Origin of the sequence: Collinsella sp. HCP3S3_E5, assembly GCF_052067635.1 — a bacterium.
Classification (GTDB): domain Bacteria; phylum Actinomycetota; class Coriobacteriia; order Coriobacteriales; family Coriobacteriaceae; genus Collinsella.
Window position 1 is genome coordinate 115,468 of sequence record NZ_JBQHQF010000003.1, and the last position, 18,436, is coordinate 133,903.

General features: G+C 53.4%; 15 protein-coding genes and 1 CRISPR repeat array. Of the genes, 10 read left to right on the plus strand and 5 right to left on the minus strand.

Annotation, left to right across the window (positions count from 1 at the left end; all coding sequences use genetic code 11):
• Window positions 1-148: 148 nt before the first annotated feature.
• The 7 genes from cas9 (at window position 149) to ACTM82_RS01840 (ending at window position 11,029) form a co-directional block, all read left to right on the plus strand.
• On the plus strand, window positions 149-4,339 hold the full coding sequence (gene cas9 / locus ACTM82_RS01810; protein WP_441054790.1) for a type II CRISPR RNA-guided endonuclease Cas9: 4,191 nt from the start codon (window positions 149-151) through the stop codon (window positions 4,337-4,339).
• Window positions 4,326-5,207, plus strand: coding sequence for a type II CRISPR-associated endonuclease Cas1 (gene cas1, locus ACTM82_RS01815; protein ID WP_441054788.1), 882 nt, complete (start codon window positions 4,326-4,328; stop codon window positions 5,205-5,207). Before cas9 ends, cas1 begins: the two co-directional genes overlap by 14 nt.
• Window positions 5,208-5,230: 23 nt before the next feature.
• Window positions 5,231-5,539 (plus strand): CRISPR-associated endonuclease Cas2, encoded by a 309-nt coding sequence (cas2, locus tag ACTM82_RS01820; RefSeq protein WP_441054786.1) that lies wholly within the window; start codon window positions 5,231-5,233, stop codon window positions 5,537-5,539.
• On the plus strand, window positions 5,536-6,216 hold the full coding sequence (gene csn2, locus ACTM82_RS01825) for a type II-A CRISPR-associated protein Csn2 (protein ID WP_441054785.1): 681 nt from the start codon (window positions 5,536-5,538) through the stop codon (window positions 6,214-6,216). Before cas2 ends, csn2 begins: the two co-directional genes overlap by 4 nt.
• Before the next feature lie 55 nt (window positions 6,217-6,271).
• Window positions 6,272-9,728: direct repeats of the CRISPR family, unit length 36 nt; unit sequence GTTTTGGAGCAGTGTCGATCTAACTGGTAATCAAAC.
• Window positions 9,729-9,755: 27 nt separating this feature from the next.
• The gene (locus ACTM82_RS01830) at window positions 9,756-10,004 is read left to right on the plus strand and encodes a hypothetical protein (protein ID WP_441055742.1); all 249 of its coding nucleotides are present in this window, start codon (window positions 9,756-9,758) and stop codon (window positions 10,002-10,004) included.
• A 444-nt stretch (window positions 10,005-10,448) separates the two neighbouring features.
• The gene (locus ACTM82_RS01835) at window positions 10,449-10,784 is read left to right on the plus strand and encodes a hypothetical protein (protein ID WP_441055743.1); all 336 of its coding nucleotides are present in this window, start codon (window positions 10,449-10,451) and stop codon (window positions 10,782-10,784) included.
• 8 nt (window positions 10,785-10,792) lie between these two features.
• Window positions 10,793-11,029, plus strand: a complete 237-nt coding sequence (locus ACTM82_RS01840; protein ID WP_441055745.1) for a hypothetical protein — start codon at window positions 10,793-10,795, stop codon at window positions 11,027-11,029.
• A 157-nt stretch (window positions 11,030-11,186) separates the two neighbouring features.
• Here ACTM82_RS01840 and ACTM82_RS01845 read toward each other — a convergent pair whose 3' ends face one another.
• The 4 genes from ACTM82_RS01845 to ACTM82_RS01860 all read right to left on the minus strand — a co-directional run bounded on the left by ACTM82_RS01845 (window position 11,187) and on the right by ACTM82_RS01860 (window position 13,913).
• A complete protein-coding gene (locus tag ACTM82_RS01845; RefSeq protein ID WP_441055747.1) occupies window positions 11,187-11,408 on the minus strand; it encodes a hypothetical protein in 222 nt (73 codons plus the stop codon).
• A gap of 85 nt (window positions 11,409-11,493) precedes the next feature.
• A complete protein-coding gene (locus tag ACTM82_RS01850) occupies window positions 11,494-11,676 on the minus strand; it encodes a hypothetical protein (protein WP_441055749.1) in 183 nt (60 codons plus the stop codon).
• A gap of 88 nt (window positions 11,677-11,764) precedes the next feature.
• Complete coding sequence (locus tag ACTM82_RS01855; RefSeq protein ID WP_441055750.1) at window positions 11,765-13,126, minus strand: hypothetical protein; 1,362 nt, start codon at window positions 13,124-13,126, stop codon at window positions 11,765-11,767.
• Window positions 13,119-13,913: a hypothetical protein gene (locus ACTM82_RS01860; RefSeq protein ID WP_441055752.1), complete on the minus strand. Its 795-nt coding sequence runs from the start codon at window positions 13,911-13,913 to the stop codon at window positions 13,119-13,121. Before ACTM82_RS01860 ends, ACTM82_RS01855 begins: the two co-directional genes overlap by 8 nt.
• Window positions 13,914-14,639: 726 nt before the next feature.
• Between ACTM82_RS01860 and ACTM82_RS01865 the strand changes: the two genes are divergently transcribed.
• From ACTM82_RS01865 to ACTM82_RS01875, 3 genes are all read left to right on the plus strand, one after another.
• Window positions 14,640-15,905, plus strand: a complete 1,266-nt coding sequence (locus tag ACTM82_RS01865; RefSeq protein WP_441055754.1) for a hypothetical protein — start codon at window positions 14,640-14,642, stop codon at window positions 15,903-15,905.
• Window positions 15,906-16,021: 116 nt separating this feature from the next.
• Window positions 16,022-17,113: an HNH/ENDO VII family nuclease gene (locus ACTM82_RS01870; RefSeq protein ID WP_441088504.1), complete on the plus strand. Its 1,092-nt coding sequence runs from the start codon at window positions 16,022-16,024 to the stop codon at window positions 17,111-17,113.
• 12 nt (window positions 17,114-17,125) lie between these two features.
• Entirely contained in the window at window positions 17,126-17,515 is a 390-nt protein-coding gene (locus ACTM82_RS01875; protein WP_441055758.1) for an SMI1/KNR4 family protein, read from the plus strand.
• A gap of 566 nt (window positions 17,516-18,081) precedes the next feature.
• Here ACTM82_RS01875 and ACTM82_RS01880 read toward each other — a convergent pair.
• Window positions 18,082-18,303, minus strand: a complete 222-nt coding sequence (locus ACTM82_RS01880; RefSeq protein WP_441055760.1) for a hypothetical protein — start codon at window positions 18,301-18,303, stop codon at window positions 18,082-18,084.
• Between the last annotated feature and the right edge of the window lie 133 nt (window positions 18,304-18,436).

Genomic DNA, 18,436 nt, shown 5'->3' on the forward strand with positions numbered 1-18,436 from the left:
AATGGAACCCCTCTGGCAAGTCAAATTGTCCCCTACGGGACGCCTTCCAAGGAAGGCATTTTTGGCAAAGCCGTATTTTGACTCGCAGTGTCGATGTAACTGGTAATCGACAAGGCAACTGTAACACAGCGCGGAAGGGCTGGTCGACATGAATTTAAGAAACTACTCTGGCGACTACAATATCGGCCTCGACATGGGAACCGGCTCCGTTGGTTGGGCGGTGACCGATGCCCAGGGCAAGCTTCTGCATTTTAAGAAACAGCCGACGTGGGGCAGTCGTTTGTTCGATAGCGCGCAGCCGGCGTCCGAGGCGCGCGTTCATCGTGGACAGCGTCGCCGTTACGTGCGCCGCCGCTGGCGCCTCGACTTGCTGCAAAAGCTGTTCGAGCCTGCGATGAGCGAGGTTGATCCGGGCTTTTTCATGCGACTTAACCAGTCGCGGACCATTGAGGGCGATCCGATCTTTACCAAGGACTTCACGAAGGCCGATTACTACGATCGCTTCCCGACCATCTATCATCTGCGCACTTACCTTATGGACACCGATGAGCAGGCCGATCTTCGATTGGTGTATCTCGCAATCCATAACATCGTTAAGCATCGCGGTAACTTCTTGCGCCAAGGGGAGAAGCTGACGGCAAAGACGGCAAAGACATCCGATGCCCTTAAGAATCTCAATGGCGCTCTGAAGGCATGGTGTGAATCGAGAGAATATGAGTTCGCGAAGCTTGATGAACTCTCTGTAGCGAAGATCTTGGCTGATGAGCGATCTTCTCGTTCGCAAAAGGCAAAAGACATTCAGGCGCTTGTAAAAGTGGATACTGCGGATGCGGCTGCGAACAAAAAGCTGGCGAAGGGTTTGTCGAGCGCTGTCGTCGGTCTCCAATGCGAGTTCAAAGATGTGTTTGGCGAGTTTGAGTGCGAGGCAACTAAGCTCGCGCTTTCGGATGACGAGAAGTTGGAAGCGCTGCAGGCCGCATGTCCCGATGACTGCGTGGAGCTTCTTGAGTCCGTTTGCGGTGTTTACTCTGCTTACGTGCTGCAGGGGCTTTTGTCCTATGCTGAGGGCCAGACAATCTCGGTCAACATGATCGAAAAATACAATTGTTACGCGAATGATCTTGATCGACTCAAGACTTTGGTCCACGAATATGCTCCCGGCTCATATGAGTCTTTCTTCCGCGGCGCAACCTATCACGATTCGAATAGCGATGACCCCTCGCGCGACTACGATGCCTCTAAGGCACAGGGTTACACCGCATATGACCTGCATAAACTGTCCTATGATGACTTCGCTAAATCCGTAAAGAAGCTCTTTGCGGGAACGGGTGCGGAGACGGATGAGCGCTATATTGCCATGATGGACGCATTCGACAAACAACGCTTTTTGCGTCGCCTTAAGACGAGTGATAACGGTGCCATCTACTATCAGCTGCATCTTGAGGAGTTGCAGGCTATTCTCAAAAACCAGGGCCGCTTCTATCCGTTCCTCAAGGACGATGCAGCGAAGATCGAGAGCCTGGTCACGTTCCGTATCCCGTACTATGTGGGACCGCTGACGCCTAAAAATGCTGCCCAGGACAAACATGGCAACCACCGATTCCAATGGTCCGAGCGTAAGCCCGGCATGGAAGATGCGACGATCACGCCTTGGAACTGGGATACCGTGATCGATAAGAACAAGAGCGCCGAGAACTTTATTCTGCGCATGACGGGCGATTGCACTTATCTTGCTGGTGAAAAGGTGCTTCCCAAGCAGTCTCTGCTCTATGAGGAGTTCTGCGTTCTTAATGAACTCAATGGCGTTCGCTGGTCCGAAGATGGTGACGATTGGCAGCGCCTGGATGCCGCGCAGCGCGAAGGCATTGTCCATGAGCTTTTCCATAAAAAACGTCGCGTTACTTACAAGATGATTGCCGATTGGCTGGTAAAAGAGGGCGACGCGACAAATCCGGTTGTCCGCGGTGGCCAGGGTGAGAGCGGTCTTGAATCAAAGATGGGCTCGTACATCTTCTTTGCCAAGGACATCTTTGGCGTGGACGAGTTGAGCCGCGCCGAGTATCCGGTTATCGAAACGATTATTCTTTGGAACACGTTGTTCGAGGACCGCTCGATCCTTAAGGAAAAACTGCAGGATGAGTTTGGCCCCAGTGGCAACGGAATGCTCGATGCCGAGCAGATTAAAAAGATCTGCAAAAAGCGCCTGACTGGTTGGGGGCGTCTGTCGGAGAAGTTCCTGACGGGTATTAGGATTGATACGCAAGCTGGTCGCTCTATGAGCATCATGGACGTGCTGCGAGAGGGAAACCCCAGCTCTGAGCGTCGCCTGGGCGAGACTATGGTGATGATGGAGATTCTCCACGACAACACACTGGGCTTCCAGGAAAAAGTGGATGAACACAATCGCAAATACTATGCCGAACACGAGAGGTCTCTAGGCGTAAATGAGCTTCCCGGATCCCCGGCGATTCGTCGCAGCCTGAATCAAGCGATTCGCATTGTTGACGAAATCGCAAAGATTGCGGGGCACGCGCCGGCTAACGTTTTTGTTGAGGTGACTCGCGACGAGGACGAAAAGAAAAAGGGCAAGCGGACTACGAAGCGCTGGGACGCCATCGAGGACGCTCTCAAGGCGTTTAAGGCCGAGGGCGGCAACCTGGCTGTTATGGACGATTTTAAAGAGCTCAAGGCAGCCAATGTAGACCTTGACGAGCGCCTGACCCTCTATTTGATGCAGAACGGAAAATGCCTGTATTCTGGCCGCGCTATCGATCTCAATAAGCTTATGGCAGGCTCGGGCGAGTACGAGGTCGACCATATCATCCCGCGCGCCTACATTAAGGACGACAGCCTCGAAAACAAGGCGCTGGTGTACCGCGAGGAGAACCAGCACAAGACCGACCAGCTTTTGATTGATAAGAGCATTCGCCAGAAGATGGGCGAGATGTGGAAACAGCTGCATCAGGCGAAGCTCATTGGCGATAAAAAGTATCGCAACCTGCTGCGTTCTTCCATAAACGAGAACGCTATGAAGGGCTTTGTCGCGCGTCAGCTCGTGGAGACGAGCCAGATGGTCAAGATGGCGCAGGCGTTGCTTGAGGCACGTTATGCCGATGAGGGGACGAAGATCGTTCCCGTTAAGGCGAGCGTGTCGCACAATCTTCGTGAGGCAGCTGGCTTGGTCAAATGCCGCGAAGCCAATGATTTCCATCATGCGCACGATGCCTATCTGGCATGCCGCTTGGGGCTGTTTATTCAGATGCGCCACCCCGGAATGTATGAGAACCCCATTGGCTACTCGCATGTGATTAAGAAATACGTGCGCGAGCAGTCCGAGCTGTTTAAGAAAACCCATCGCATGCCTGGATCGGCCGGATTTGTCGTCAATAGTTTTATGACTGCGGGTTTTGACCCCGAGACGGGTGAGGTCTTTGACGATGCCTGGACCGAGGACGACGAAGTCAAACGTTATAGGGGAAAGTATCTTCCGGACGGCTGGAACGCAGCGGCAGAGGTCGAGGGCATTCGCCGTGCGCTCAACTACCGCCAGTGCTACATCTCGAGGATGCCGCAGGAGGATACGGGCGCGTTCTGGAAGGCAACGATTTACTCGCCGCGTGATCCCAAGATGGGCGCAAAGCTTGAGTTGTCGACCAAACAGGGGCTCGACGCCAAACAATACGGCGGTTTTTCGAGCCAGCAGTTTGCGTATTTCTTTATCTATGAGGCCAAAAAGAAAGGTAAGCCGGTGTTCCGGTTCTCTCAGGTTCCCGTGTGGCTTGCGGCGCGCATCGAGGGCGACTCGGCAGCGCTTGGTGAGTATGCGAGGGGACTTGCGGAGAAGGAGGGCCTGGAATACATCGGCATCACGAGGTCGAAGATCTACAAGAAACAGCTGATTGAGGTGGATGGAGAGAGGTTCTTTATTACGGGGAAAAAGGAGATGAGGAATGCTACGCAACTGGCTTTTTCAAATGAGCAAATGAAACTGCTTGCAGGAGATGCGTGTAGCGAAAATGCTATCAAGCTTTTGGATATGTTTAATCCCGCAGCTTCTTCCGTCTCTGGCAGGCTGCTGCGTCAACTCAAAATTGAGGCGATTATAGAAAAGTGCGCAACTATGGATGCGGAAGATGTTGTTGCAGTAGTCAAGCGCCTGCTTACCTTGGTGAATGGAACAATGAATATGGTTGATTTGTCACCGGCGGGCGGCTCAAAGTTTTCGGGTTGTATACAACCTAATTATTCAAAGTTGCTGAGCGATTCAAACGTGACGGTTTTCCTTATTGACCAGTCCGTAACAGGCATGTTCGAGAGAAGGACCCGTGTCGGGCTTTAGGAATATTGTCATTTCAAGCCCCTGCAAACTGCAGTACAAGGGCGGATACATGGTTGTCCGTCGGGAGGACGACACGGCGAAAGTCCACCTTTCGGAGATTTCGTCGGTCGTCCTTCAGACCAACCAGGTGTTCATAAGTGCTTATCTGCTCTCGGAGCTTGCCAAGGCAAAGGTCGCGTTTGTCGTGTCTGACGAGAAGCGCGACCCCATTGGGCAATATTTGCCGCTATACGGGGCCCATAACACCAGCAAGCGTATTGCAGAACAGCTTGAGTGGGGCGAACCGATTAAAAAGCGCGTATGGCAACGAATCGTGCGCGACAAAATCAAGCATCAATCAGATGTGCTCCACGCCCGTGCGCGTGAGGAGCAGGGCGAGACGCTCAAGAGCATTGTTGCCGAGGTGCGCTCGGGTGATACGACGAATCGCGAAGGGCATGCAGCCCGGCTGTATTTCAGCGCTCTGTTTGGTCCGTCCTTCTCTAGGGATGACGACACGCCTCTGAACGCTGCTCTCAATTACGGCTATGCGATTCTGCTGTCGAGCGTTAATCGCGAGATTGCGGCGCGTGGATACCTTACGCAGGTGGGGATTTGCCACAGAAATGAGTTCAACCAGTTCAACTTGAGCTGTGATTTTATGGAGCCGTTTAGGCCTCTTGTAGACCGTATTGTGTTCGACAACTTTGACGGCGAGTTTTCTAAGGAGACAAAGCTGCTTTTGGTTGACATGCTCAATCAGGGAATCGCATATCGAGGCGGCACGTATCGCGTGGGCTCCGTAATCTCTCTGTATGTTGCTGACTGTTTCAAGGCTCTAGACCGGAAGCTGTCAGTAGATGAGATCGAGTCGTTCGAGGTCGTATGAGTATCGGGGAAAGGATCAGATATATGAGGCTTGTCGTCTTCTTTGATTTGCCCGTCGATACTCCTGCGCAGAGAAAAGACTACCGCGTGTTCCGCAAGTTTCTTCTTAAGGATGGCTATCTTATGCTCCAGGAGTCCGTGTATGCAAAGCTTGTTGTTAATGATGGGGCGGCGGGAAGCGCGGTACAAAGACTTAGGAGGCATCGTCCGCCGTCCGGTCTCGTGCAAGTGTTGCGTGTGACTGAATCTCAGTTTTCGACCATGGAGTACATAACGGGTAGCCGCGAGGCCCATGAGGAGATAGACACAATGGAGGAGCTTCTGGTTTTATGAAGCTCGTGTTTTCAGGGCTTGAACACCCGGTGGAGCTAACGGCGGGGGAGACATCGGTTTTGCAAGTCGAGAACTCGGCTCTGTTCGCACGGATTGTAGTTTCTTTGCAAAACGGATTGGGGCGCCAGGCGATGGAGCCTTATTCCCTTTGGAAAGACGATGAGGAGATTAAGCCCGGCAGCGCTCTAATGGTGGTGCCTGATGCGCTGAATCTTCCCTGGGATGACCGTGCGCTTGTGTCCGCAGTCACCAAAAGAGTTGAACGTGAGTTCCTAGAAGACGAAGATTTGCGCATGCAGGTGGAAGAGGCGGAACGTGCAATAAAGATGCGTTTAGGTGGATTGAACCTTGGCTTTAATGCCGATTTGGGGTTTGGTTTAGAATGGGATTTGAAGCGCTACCTCAAGTTTTTAGGATTTGGCGCAGCGCCTCAAGAAGACAAATCGTTCCTTGATAATCTGCTGAATTTTCTTTCATTTGCTCTTGACGCTGGCTGCAGAAAGACAATCGTATTTGTAAATCTCAAAACTTTTTTGACGGAAAATGAGCTGCAAACGCTCTATGACCACGTGTTTTTCCTTAAGTTGAGCCTGTTGCTCCTGGAGAATAAAAAGGATACCATGGCTTACGGACATGAACATAAACTAACGGTTGACCTGCAGTTTTTAGAGCATTGAAAGAACTGACCGGTTAGATTGAACGTCCCGTCGCAGTAGGGAATTTGCTCCAATGGTTTTGGAGCAGTGTCGATCTAACTGGTAATCAAACCAGCTCCTCGTCAGAGCACCCCATGAACAGGTTTTGGAGCAGTGTCGATCTAACTGGTAATCAAACGTACTCGATGTCCACCCCTACCGCCGGTACGTTTTGGAGCAGTGTCGATCTAACTGGTAATCAAACCGGTCACTGGTTCGTAGAGATGAACGGGGTGTTTTGGAGCAGTGTCGATCTAACTGGTAATCAAACGACTAAGACCATGAGCAATTGTACTACTTAGTTTTGGAGCAGTGTCGATCTAACTGGTAATCAAACCTGTTTTGTTTGGTTTGGAAAAGTTTTTTGGTTTTGGAGCAGTGTCGATCTAACTGGTAATCAAACCTTTGCCTACGGTTACTACCTGGCCTGCGAGTTTTGGAGCAGTGTCGATCTAACTGGTAATCAAACGCAAAGCACCAGCTTATCGAAGGTATTTAGTTTTGGAGCAGTGTCGATCTAACTGGTAATCAAACTCGAGCCTAGCGATAACGTGACCATGCCCGTTTTGGAGCAGTGTCGATCTAACTGGTAATCAAACTGTGAGAGTCAAATCTTCTAAGTCCTGCATGTTTTGGAGCAGTGTCGATCTAACTGGTAATCAAACGCTTGTGCGGTCTGTTCCATGCGCTAGGAAGTTTTGGAGCAGTGTCGATCTAACTGGTAATCAAACGCGCTTGAGACGTTCATCACGTGCCGTAGGTTTTGGAGCAGTGTCGATCTAACTGGTAATCAAACACAAGGGCGAGAGCTACGGCAAAGATGCCAGTTTTGGAGCAGTGTCGATCTAACTGGTAATCAAACCCGCGACAACGCGGCAATCGCAGCGGTCGTGTTTTGGAGCAGTGTCGATCTAACTGGTAATCAAACAATCTCGATTAGTTCTCAGTCCGCCTATAAGGTTTTGGAGCAGTGTCGATCTAACTGGTAATCAAACTAACGATGTTGGCTATACATCATCAGAGTTGTTTTGGAGCAGTGTCGATCTAACTGGTAATCAAACTGATAGACATGCGATCACATCCAAAAATCTGTTTTGGAGCAGTGTCGATCTAACTGGTAATCAAACCTCCATCGGCAACGGCGGCTTCCAGAACCGTTTTGGAGCAGTGTCGATCTAACTGGTAATCAAACCTGGTAGAAGGAGCGCAGCGCGGTCTGCATGTTTTGGAGCAGTGTCGATCTAACTGGTAATCAAACCAACACCCAAAAGGCCCTGTCTAGCGGTCTGTTTTGGAGCAGTGTCGATCTAACTGGTAATCAAACCACCGTAGGCTATTTTGTTCGCGGAAGATGGTTTTGGAGCAGTGTCGATCTAACTGGTAATCAAACCGAGTTGAAGAGTACCAGCGTTGGTTGGAGTTTTGGAGCAGTGTCGATCTAACTGGTAATCAAACGATTGAGCGCTGGCACGCCCTGATGTACTCGTTTTGGAGCAGTGTCGATCTAACTGGTAATCAAACGGCCGTGCTGTCCGGGTCCAGGTGCTTCTTGTTTTGGAGCAGTGTCGATCTAACTGGTAATCAAACAATGCTACTACGACCGTTCAGTAGCTCGTTGTTTTGGAGCAGTGTCGATCTAACTGGTAATCAAACGACCGCGCGGAAGTTGGTAAAGGTCTGGAGGTTTTGGAGCAGTGTCGATCTAACTGGTAATCAAACCGGTAAGCGTGGAGAGCCGTAGCGCGGTAGGTTTTGGAGCAGTGTCGATCTAACTGGTAATCAAACATGCACCGGCGCATGCGGCGTCGAGCTTTAGTTTTGGAGCAGTGTCGATCTAACTGGTAATCAAACACTCCCATTTTGATTTAGGATTGGGTGATCGTTTTGGAGCAGTGTCGATCTAACTGGTAATCAAACCTCTTCGATACCTTGACATACCAGGCGTGGGTTTTGGAGCAGTGTCGATCTAACTGGCAATCAAACCGACGACTCGGCGTACATCGGCACCAACGTGTTTTGGAGCAGTGTCGATCTAACTGGTAATCAAACACGCCGTCCATCTTACGCTCGAGCGATGCGTTTTGGAGCAGTGTCGATCTAACTGGTAATCAAACCATCGTGCGCTGGGTGTTGAGGCGGTGGAAGTTTTGGAGCAGTGTCGATCTAACTGGTAATCAAACTGCTCATTGCTCTACCTCCTTCGGCTCCCAGTTTTGGAGCAGTGTCGATCTAACTGGTAATCAAACTAATCTCTATCGTCATTCCCGAAAAGAAAGTTTTGGAGCAGTGTCGATCTAACTGGTAATCAAACTGCTCATTGCTCTACCTCCTTCGGCTCCCAGTTTTGGAGCAGTGTCGATCTAACTGGTAATCAAACAATCATCGTCTGGTGGTGGTGCTGCGCCTTGTTTTGGAGCAGTGTCGATCTAACTGGTAATCAAACTCGTGTGCCCCAAGGCGGTGATCCCGGTGTGTTTTGGAGCAGTGTCGATCTAACTGGTAATCAAACGAAAGCAATGCCCGGGCAGGGCAGATAATAGTTTTGGAGCAGTGTCGATCTAACTGGTAATCAAACCTTCCGCCGTGTACAACCCCGTGTCGCAGGTTTTGGAGCAGTGTTGATCTAACTGGTAATCAAACCGATGTCCTGCATGGTCAGATCCTCTCCCGTTTTGGAGCAGTGTCGATCTAACTGGTAATCAAACTTCCACTGCCGCCGTCCGTGCCATCAACTCGTTTTGGAGCAGTGTCGATCTAACTGGTAATCAAACTACCGATTCGATTCACGGAGGTGAGACGGAGTTTTGGAACAGTGTCGATCTAACTGGTAATCAAACGAGATCACCAAGGCTCAATACAGGTCCTGGGTTTTGGAGCAGTGTCGATCTAACTGGCAATCAAACCGACGACTCGGCGTACATCGGCACCAACGTGTTTTGGAGCAGTGTCGATCTAACTGGTAATCAAACACGCCGTCCATCTTACGCTCGAGCGATGCGTTTTGGAGCAGTGTCGATCTAACTGGTAATCAAACTTGCCGAGACTACCTGTCACACAGTGCAGAGTTTTGGAGCAGTGTCGATCTAACTGGTAATCAAACGGTGGGGAAGCCACCGCTGTCCGTGCTCAGGTTTTGGAGCAGTGTCGATCTAACTGGTAATCAAACGACCGTGTACAGTGCCGAGCTGGACTACCGGTTTTGGAGCAGTGTCGATCTAACTGGTAATCAAACAAGCGACGACACACATATGATGGTCGTTTTGTTTTGGAGCAGTGTCGATCTAACTGGTAATCAAACAATCCCAAAGTGATTTGATTGTGTTCAGGGTTTTGGAGCAGTGTCGATCTAACTGGTAATCAAACTAACCGTTTGCGAGTGACCTAAAAATGCATGTTTTGGAGCAGTGTCGATCTAACTGGTAATCAAACTCCGAATAGTCACCGTAGAGGTCATACTCGTTTTGGAGCAGTGTCGATCTAACTGGTAATCGAGCCTCTGTTCAGATACAAGGAGGGTTACAGTGGCTGCTACACCGCACTTTGGAATAAGGTACACGCAAGACCTGGCCGGTGACTACAGCGACTACATTGTTGACTCCGCTGGCCTTCTCAATTCGCAACTCGCATCCCATGAAATGAGCTTCTTCGATAGCTGTGATTTTCGTCGGCAGGTTATCGATGGGAAGTACTGCTGGGATATGTATGGCTGGGGCGTCCCGTACGGGCCCGCGCATGAGTTCGAACCGTATGGATTGACGACGACGGCGTAGGGCTTGAAAACTACGACTATGTCTGCACGAGCTGGGAGGATCGCGACGGTTGGCCCTATGCCGCCATCGACGGCGACCTCCTCGAGGAGACATACGCATGATGGTCCGCACCTTTTTGTCTGGCGGTGTGATGTGAGGGCGCGATTTCGATGTCGTGAGGTATGTCCTCATGACATCGAAGTCGCCGAGGGCAGGACGGACGAGATCGTCCTCTGCTCCGGCCGGTACGATATTAGACAGATCGCCTTCCACGTCGAACTCCTGAGGGGCTACTGTCACGTTGGGGCGGAAGTGTCCTATGATGACTTCGGGGGGGGGGGGGAGTCTCAAGGATTTTGGAGCAGTATCGATTTAAATGTTAGCCAAACCGAACGCATAGCGCAAAGCGAGAACGGGCGCGGTCGTGATGTGTGAACTACGCCTGATATTGAGAAAGGATCAATCATGGCCATCCAAAAAGGCGTGGCACGCTACACAGACCTGGAGGGCACACCATTCGAGATATTCGAGGTGCCCGACAAGCTCGACCAGTCACTAGTGGTGGTTGACCCATCCACCCATCCGTTCGGGTTCCTGCTGCAACATAAGCAGTTTGAAGACCCCGAGCTCACGTGGAGCGGTGAGATCGAGCGCGAGGTCGTAGCCGGACTGCTGCGCATGGACGAAAACGCCGAAGTCTGGGCCGATGCTTGGGGATGGTGGGATCTCGACGTTTACCATCGCTGCAAACGAGAGGGCACGCTACCGGAGCAGAAGAAGAAGCGCCGCAGGAGCGCATAGGAGGAATGATGAAACGAGTCGAGCAGTCCGAGATTGTCTGCGCCATGGTTGAAGACGGCACCATGACGCGCCGAGAGGCAAGCGCCGCGGCAAACCGAAACCCCACGTATGTATCCAACGCACAACGTAAACGAGAGCCGTCCATCGGAACCGTGGCGCTGATCGCAAACGTGTACGGTCTGGATGTGGCTTTGAATGACCGCGAGACGAACGAGACGCGCTATATCATCGAGCCGCCGAAATAGACAACAAGGGACGAACGAGAAGCCACAAAAAGCTCCCGTAGCGTGGTTACTGCGGGGGCGATTTGCTTATTGCGGCTAAAAGCCAAAATACTCGATGATGGTTACCGCGACGAGTTTTGGAGCAGTTTCGATCTAGCCGGTAATCAAACGGCCGCCATCAGTCCAACGCCCCCATGTCGTAACCCACGCGGCCGTTGACGTCCACCTCGCACGCCTCGATGGCCTGCACCGGAACGCCGGCGCACCCGAGCGTGCAGCCGTCGTCGGGCTTGACCTCGTCGCCGCGCTGCGTGCAGATGTAGGAATCCGGGAACGTGAAGCCAAAACCGAGCCTCACGGCACAGTCGCCGCAGCTCGCACATGTGAATAGCTCTTTCATGCCTGCCCCAATCTCTATGCGGGCAGTGTCGCGGCACGGTCACGCGGCATGAAAAAAGCCACGCCGTGGCGGGGCTTTAGGTGCTCTAGTAGACCGCTTCGGGCTCAGGCTTGAGCTTAGATGGCTTGCCGGTCTTCAGGCACTTCTCTATCTCGGCGATAGGGTCGCTCATGCAGTAGGCGTGGCATCTTTCATGGAAGGTCTGCTCGTACTCACGCATGAGGCAGTCCAGCTTCTCGCTGTCCTCCTTGCTTAGGTAGATGTACATGTCAGCCCCTTCCGGCTCGTCCGGCATCTTGTCGGATATCTTAGCCGATTACAGAAAATAGAGCCCTATTTGTTCGGTAATGGAGGAGCTAATCGATGACCACAGTCTCTGGACACATTTCGCCAAAGAGTTGATCGATATCATCGTAGGCGTCTGCCAGCTCTCCTTCGGTGGCTTTGCGAACGAACCAGTCACGCTCGCCAGGTTTGGTTATAGCAACCCATTTGAGTTGCTGGTAGCTGTATTTCGCGAACGCAATCCATTGCGGGTAGTTGATAGCCATGGGGTTCTTGGTGAAGACTAGCTTTCCGGCGTTCACGGCTGTGGCCGCGCAATGGGCGGTGAAGAGCATTGTTGCGAGCTTGGGGTTCTTGCTGGGTTCGGTTGAGAACGGGATGGCATCCTTTATGGTCAGCCCTTCTTTTACCTTGCGGATCGTGTAACAGAGCCTGACCACGACTTCGACTATGGCGACGGGGACCGAGGTTGAACAGAAGTGAATGAAATCGTAGCCCTCGAAATACATGCCCTGGACAATTTCTGCAACCGTTTGTTCTTCTTCGCCTATGCTACCAAACTGCATGATGTTGAACAGCTCCATGAGTGGTGCGGGCAGGCCCATGGAGGTTGTGATGTCCGACTTGAGATGGATGATCTGCTTTGCGATAGCGGCGAAAATATCGGCCTCCTTACGTCCTGTGTAACATTCCATCACTTGGGATACGATCTTGCCGTTCTTATCGATGGTGGTCATCCTGCCCGTGAGGATGTCCGACACGCCGAAGACGAAGCCAAGCAGCGGGTCGTGTCCAAGGGATAAGAGCCTGTGGTAGTAGGCCGAGAGGCCTTCCACCAGCGTGTCGGTGTTTCTGTTGTCCTGAGCGTCGTAGGGAACCTTGCTTACCTTGGAGTTCGCAAGCCTCTCCATCTCATTGGGCGGGAAACGCTTGTCGAAGTAGTCACGGATGTAATCGGAGAGACGGCCTGCCTTCAGGCCGTCGTGGGTCTTCTGGGGGATTCCGACGAGCAGGATGTCCACGGCTGCGGCTAGAAAGCCGGCGCTCGCGGCTATGGCCACGTCGACGGCGTCCATGCGATGGATCTGGTTGTACTGCTCGTTTAATGCCAGGACCTCCTCGCGGTTGGCTTGAAGTTCTTCTTCTGTGAAGAGGTCTTCGAGTTCGGCAGACCCGTTGCCCGCTTGCAGGGCTTCGTCGAGTATCTGATTCCATGTGGGGACCATGAGCGGCTGACCGGTGCGGACGGGCTTTGCGCCCTTGTTGCGTTGAGGGAGGTCGTAGCTGAGCGACGCCAGCAGCTTCTCGCTGCTGGCAATACGGCCTTCGATTTCTTCGGCCGATGGGAATGAAATCGACTTGATCTGGTCGTCTTGGTGGGCAAGGACGGCGTTGATCTCCTTCTCGCCGTTGGAGTATTCGTACCTACTCATCTTGAATCGCCAGGTCGCTCTTGAGATCTCGCACCGCCCTTTCGAGCAGGACGTTGAGAGACTGCAGGTACTCGAGGCGCTCAACGCCTGCGTCTGACTCGTCCTTGAGCGCTTGGATAATCGCCTGGTGCTTGGCAAGCGCCTCTTTGTACAGGCGCTCCTTCTCCTGGCCCATTTGTTTGTTCTTAAGGTGGGACGCGACCGCGACGCCCGTGCCGGCTGCGATGGCCACCGGCGCCGCGAGCACGAAGACGCCCGCGACCATGCCTCCGCCCACGATGCCACCGGCCGCCGCAAGACCTGACGTGATGCCTGCGGCGGAAAGACCGACGGAGCCGAGGCCGTACAGCGCCATGAAGGAGCCAGCGCCTCCAACGCCTGCGCCCAGGGCGCCAGCCACGACCTCGGGAATCGTACTTTTCTTGATCGTACGGCTCTTGTCGTCAAGCGCCACCGCGACATCGTTGATTACGTTTACGACGGGCTGAAGGGACCCAATCGTCGTGAAGTTATTTTTATGGCCCTCTTGGTCTTCCTTGATTTGCTTTATCTGGGTTCCGGCATTCTCCAATGCCCACGATGCGCCCTCTTGGATACTCCTGGCAGTGCCACCGGCTACCAGACTGGCCTTTTCAGCGATGTCGGCGGCTGCGGAGTCGGCTGAGTTGGCGACGTCGCCGATTGTCTTTCCGATGGAGCCGGCTGCATCCCCGATTGCCTTGCCGGCAGAGTCGGCCGTTTTCTGAATTTCGGCCAATGGGTCGAAGCCTTTGTCGAAGAGTCTCACGGAAGCTCCTTCCGGATGCTTATCGTTTATATGGTCAACGCTGCTGGTTTTCCACCATTCTAGCGCGCCTACTGAAACCGGCATTCAGCTTCCAACTGATTTGTGGTCGCCTTGGATGATGACCTGGATGATGAAGGCGGTGGCTGGGGCCACTCCTGCTTGGGAACTTCGTGTATGGGGTCAATTTTGATGGTGCTCATCGGAAGGGCAGGATGGCTAACGACGTGGAGTTCATCCAGCGCGATTTCCGCAACTACACCGCCGGGGCAGCCGCATCTCAATAATCCTGGTTCGCTGAGCCGGCACTGAGGCGTCGGGGCGCAACAACCCGTTGTACTTCTCGCGAATCTCATCGGCAAGAGCTTCCGCCCGTTATTTCATCGATAAGGACGGCACGCTGTGCGAATTGGTGAGAGAGGGTGGCGTTGCTCAGCTTGCCGGCGTTGGGCGTCCAGCCTGTGCTCGGTTGGAATGGAGGTCGGGACAATACGCTTGTCGCGCTGATGGCGAGCATCCATAATCGCTGCGGTTCGCCTGCCGATGACGTAATCCGACACTGTGGCGTGGCGGACAAGCTGTACCCGTCGTCGTATGTAAACGCCTTAAAATGCTCGGCGCGCGCCGTGCTTGGGCTTATTCCGACGTAGTCTCCCTCGCCTTTTCGATGTGCTGGCGGCGTTCTGTATAATGGCTTTTATTGTCGAAACGGGTGCTAGGAGCGCTTGAATGAGAATGAAACGCGCGTTGCTTGTCGTGCTGTGCGCCGTCGCTGCTCTATCGGTTACATTACCCACAATCACACTGGCGGAGGATTCAAGCAGCAACGGTTCCGAGGACAACAAGTACTACTACGACAAGGTTGTCAACACGGGCCTGGACAACGGCTATTCGGAATCCAACAGCATCAAAGAGGGGGACCCCCACTTCGGATGGAAGCTTGGCAGGTTCGTCGTCAGCGGCTTCACGAGCAGAGCGGGCGACGATGTCCCCGTGTTTCTTAAAAACAGTGGCGATCGGGTTGAGCTTAGCTTTCAGCTCAATCAGAGTATCGATTCCCTGAACGGGGACGACAAAAGGAAAATCTCCAGCGACGGAAACGGGTACGACGAGCATTTCGGCATTCCCAAGACTGATTTCGGCCACGGCGTCCTCATAACCATGCACACCGATTACCAGAATGTCTCAACCGAGCCCACCGTCAGCACTGAATACCTTTCGAGCGTCAAAGTCGGCGCCAACACCCATATCGACATGTACGAGGAGGGTGATTACGAGGTGGCTCTCGACTACGAGATCGAGTCGCCAGGCCTCCTGCCGTTCAGGCCGGCCTACAACAACTACCGCATCTTCTTCAAGTTCAAGGTACGCAACAGCAACACTATGATGTTCCTCTTCGACACTGCGACGAATAACGAGCTGTTCAACGGCTCAGTCACCTCGAGTGGCTTTCGGATTGACATGGCTGGGTCACACTACCTTGACGTAAGTGTGAAGAGGGAGGTTCTCAACAGCACCGGCGATGGCCTTACCGAGGACGTGCGCTTCAACAAGACGGCGACCGACGGTGCGGTGTTCGAAGACGAGGGCATATACACGGTGACCGTGAAGAACCCCAATACGGGTGAGGAGGCCACGACCAAGAGGATCTATGTGGGTACAAACGATGCCATGAAGGCCTCGGTCGCCAACAACATGACACTTGCCGAGGCCCAGGAGCGGATTGCGGAGGGCGCGACCGTCGCAGACGACGGGTCGTTCAGGCCCGCCTCGAAAAAGACCGACGCGTCGGCCAATGAGGTCTCCGGCAAGAATGGGGACGCCGCCAGCATGGGCGGCCCTGTTATCGCCCTGCTCGCTGTGGGCTTAGTCCTCATTCTCGCGTTCATCGTGATAGCTCGGTGCAAGAAGATAGCTGTTGCTGAAGTTTCCAGCGAATCTGGGCCCGCTGTGCCCGATACGGATCTCGATGGCGAGGAAGGCGGTGATGAGTGATGAGGCGAGCCATTACCCTGATACTCGTCATCGCGATGGCAGTGTCCGGGCTTCCGGGCTGCGCGTCCTCCACCGAGCAGTCTGGAGGGTCGTCTGGCGTGGGAGCATCCGGATCGGTGAATGAGGTCGCCGCCATTCAGACGGCAGGCCTCGAGTTCGAGGCCCTTTCCGACCCTGATCTTCAGCGCTACGTGGCGGATGCCGTATATTCTGACCTTGTCCAGAAGATTGATTCCGATGAGTACTACGTCGAGAACGTTCAGACAACATATGTCTCGAAAGAATATCTTGAGGAGCTCTCCTACAACACTCAGTCGAACATTTACTTTGGCTATACGCTTGCTGATCTTGAAGAAGCCTTCGGCGGCGAACGCTACGTCTTTACGCTTGGTGAAGACGGCCGGACCACTGTCAAGGCATTCGAGGGCTACGATGACACCTACGACCAGGTGGTGAGGAACATCGCCGTCGGCACGGGGGTCATCCTTGTGTGTGTCACGGTATCCGCTGTTACCGGCGCCGCCGGGGCGCCTGCTGCAAGCGTGATATTTGCTGTCTCGGCCAAGTCCGGAGCGGTGGTCGCGCTGTCCTCCGGCGCCATCAGCGGCGTTTCTGCTGCCATCTTCAAGGGCATCGAGACGGGTGACATGGATGAGGCTCTGAAGGCCGGTGCTTTTAGCGGCAGCGAAGGCTTCAAGTGGGGCGCGATTGGTGGGGCGCTGTGCGGAGGCGCCGAGAAGACCCTGGCTCTAAGGGGTGCCACCACCGGTGGCTTGACGATAGACCAAGTCGCGTCCATTCAGAAGGAGTCTGGGCTCCCGCTCGATGTCCTCAAGCAATTTAACGACATGGATCAGTACGAGATTATCAAAAACGCAGGGCTTACCCCCAAGATGGTCAACGGCGAGACGGCTCTTATTCGCGATATCGATCTCACCTTTACTGATGAGATGGGACACACGAACCTTGAGAGGATGAAGGAGGGCCTGGCGGCACTCGATCCCGCTACCGGAGAGCCTTACGAGTTGCACCATATCGGGCAACAGGTCGACTCGACCCTGGCGATCCTTACGCAGGAGGAGCATAGGCTCGGAGGAAACTCGAAGATTTGGCATAAGTTGACGAAGTCCGACGTACACGCCGATGGGAACAACTGGGACTCTAAGAGGAAGGCCTTCTGGGAGTACATGGCGCAGGTGTTGGAATAGTAGGGTATTGGGATGAGCGACGTATACCAGGGCCTTTCTGGGCTTCCGAACTTCAGATGTCTGGGCGCGGCTGACTCCGGCGCGATTACCGAGGCTGAGGCAAAGCTGGGGTTGAGCTTTTCGAAGGAATATAGAAGCTACCTCGAGTCCTGCTCCTTTGCCAGCGTCAATGGGCACGAGCTCACGGGTATCTGTAAATCGCCGAGGCTTGATGTTGTTGGCGCAACGCGAGCGGAACGTGGAAACTGGCCCGACATCGACCCTTCTTGGTATGTCCTGGAGCGAACGGGCGTTGATGGCATCGTCGCATGGCAGGACGCGGATGGTGTTGTCTACTTTTCCATTCCCGGGTTCGGATGCACGGTGGTTTGCGATTCGCTTCTTGAATACGCTAAACGCTAAAGGCTGAACGTGGGTTCAATCGGTGGGCAACTCTAGCCTAGCGATGTCAGCCGCCAGACTTTGCTCTTTAGGGCGGGCCATGCAGGGTTTTTCAATGCCACGGCAGGATATTGTTGCGAATGATGGATTGTTGGGCGCTGCGGTATAGGAAACTCATCGGTGCCGTACCTGTGAGAGGGTCCGTATCTCGAAGCCATTTATTACTCTTGTTAGCGCCTGCTTGCGTATCCCCGAGATGCGCGCTTGCCGTTTAGTTCGCCCCAATGCGCTAAGCTGAAAGCGAGTCGGAGGAGCTAAGGTTTTCTCGCCTATATGTAACCCTCCGGCTCTTGTATACCGATGTTGCCAGATCTAAATAAACGGTGGGACGGCTGCAAAAGAGCCGCCCCACCGGGTAAAATCAAGGTGTGCCGCGGAACCCGCTCCTCAGCGCTTAAACTTCGGAGACGCGGGCAACGCAGGAGCTAATGTCTAAAGGGCCGGCAGCAACCGGCCCTTTTCTACGACCCCCTTCTCCACCCATCCCCTGGTTTGGAACAGTGTCGATCTAACGGGCAATCAAACCTCTAGCTCTCTTTGAATTGGGTAGTCATCTGCCCGAAGAAACTAAGTTCGGATGGCTCATAAAGGAGCAAGTCGGCGTCCGCGGTCTTGTAGACTCCGCAGGGAAGATAACGCCCGTCGGGGAGGACATAGAGGTCTCCTTCCTCCTTCAGCCCTGCTGGGAGTAGCGGAATCTCGTGCTCGTCCACTTGGAACTCATCTATGCGTGCAATCTTCCTCTCCACCATGCCTCCTGGCTTGTTTCTGCGATCGCGTCGAAAATGTTGGTGTAAGGGTGACACCCTAGCGCCCGTTTAACGAAGAACGGCCTTCGTCCTAGAATCTGAAATCACCACAACAACAGGTTCTAGGAAAGGA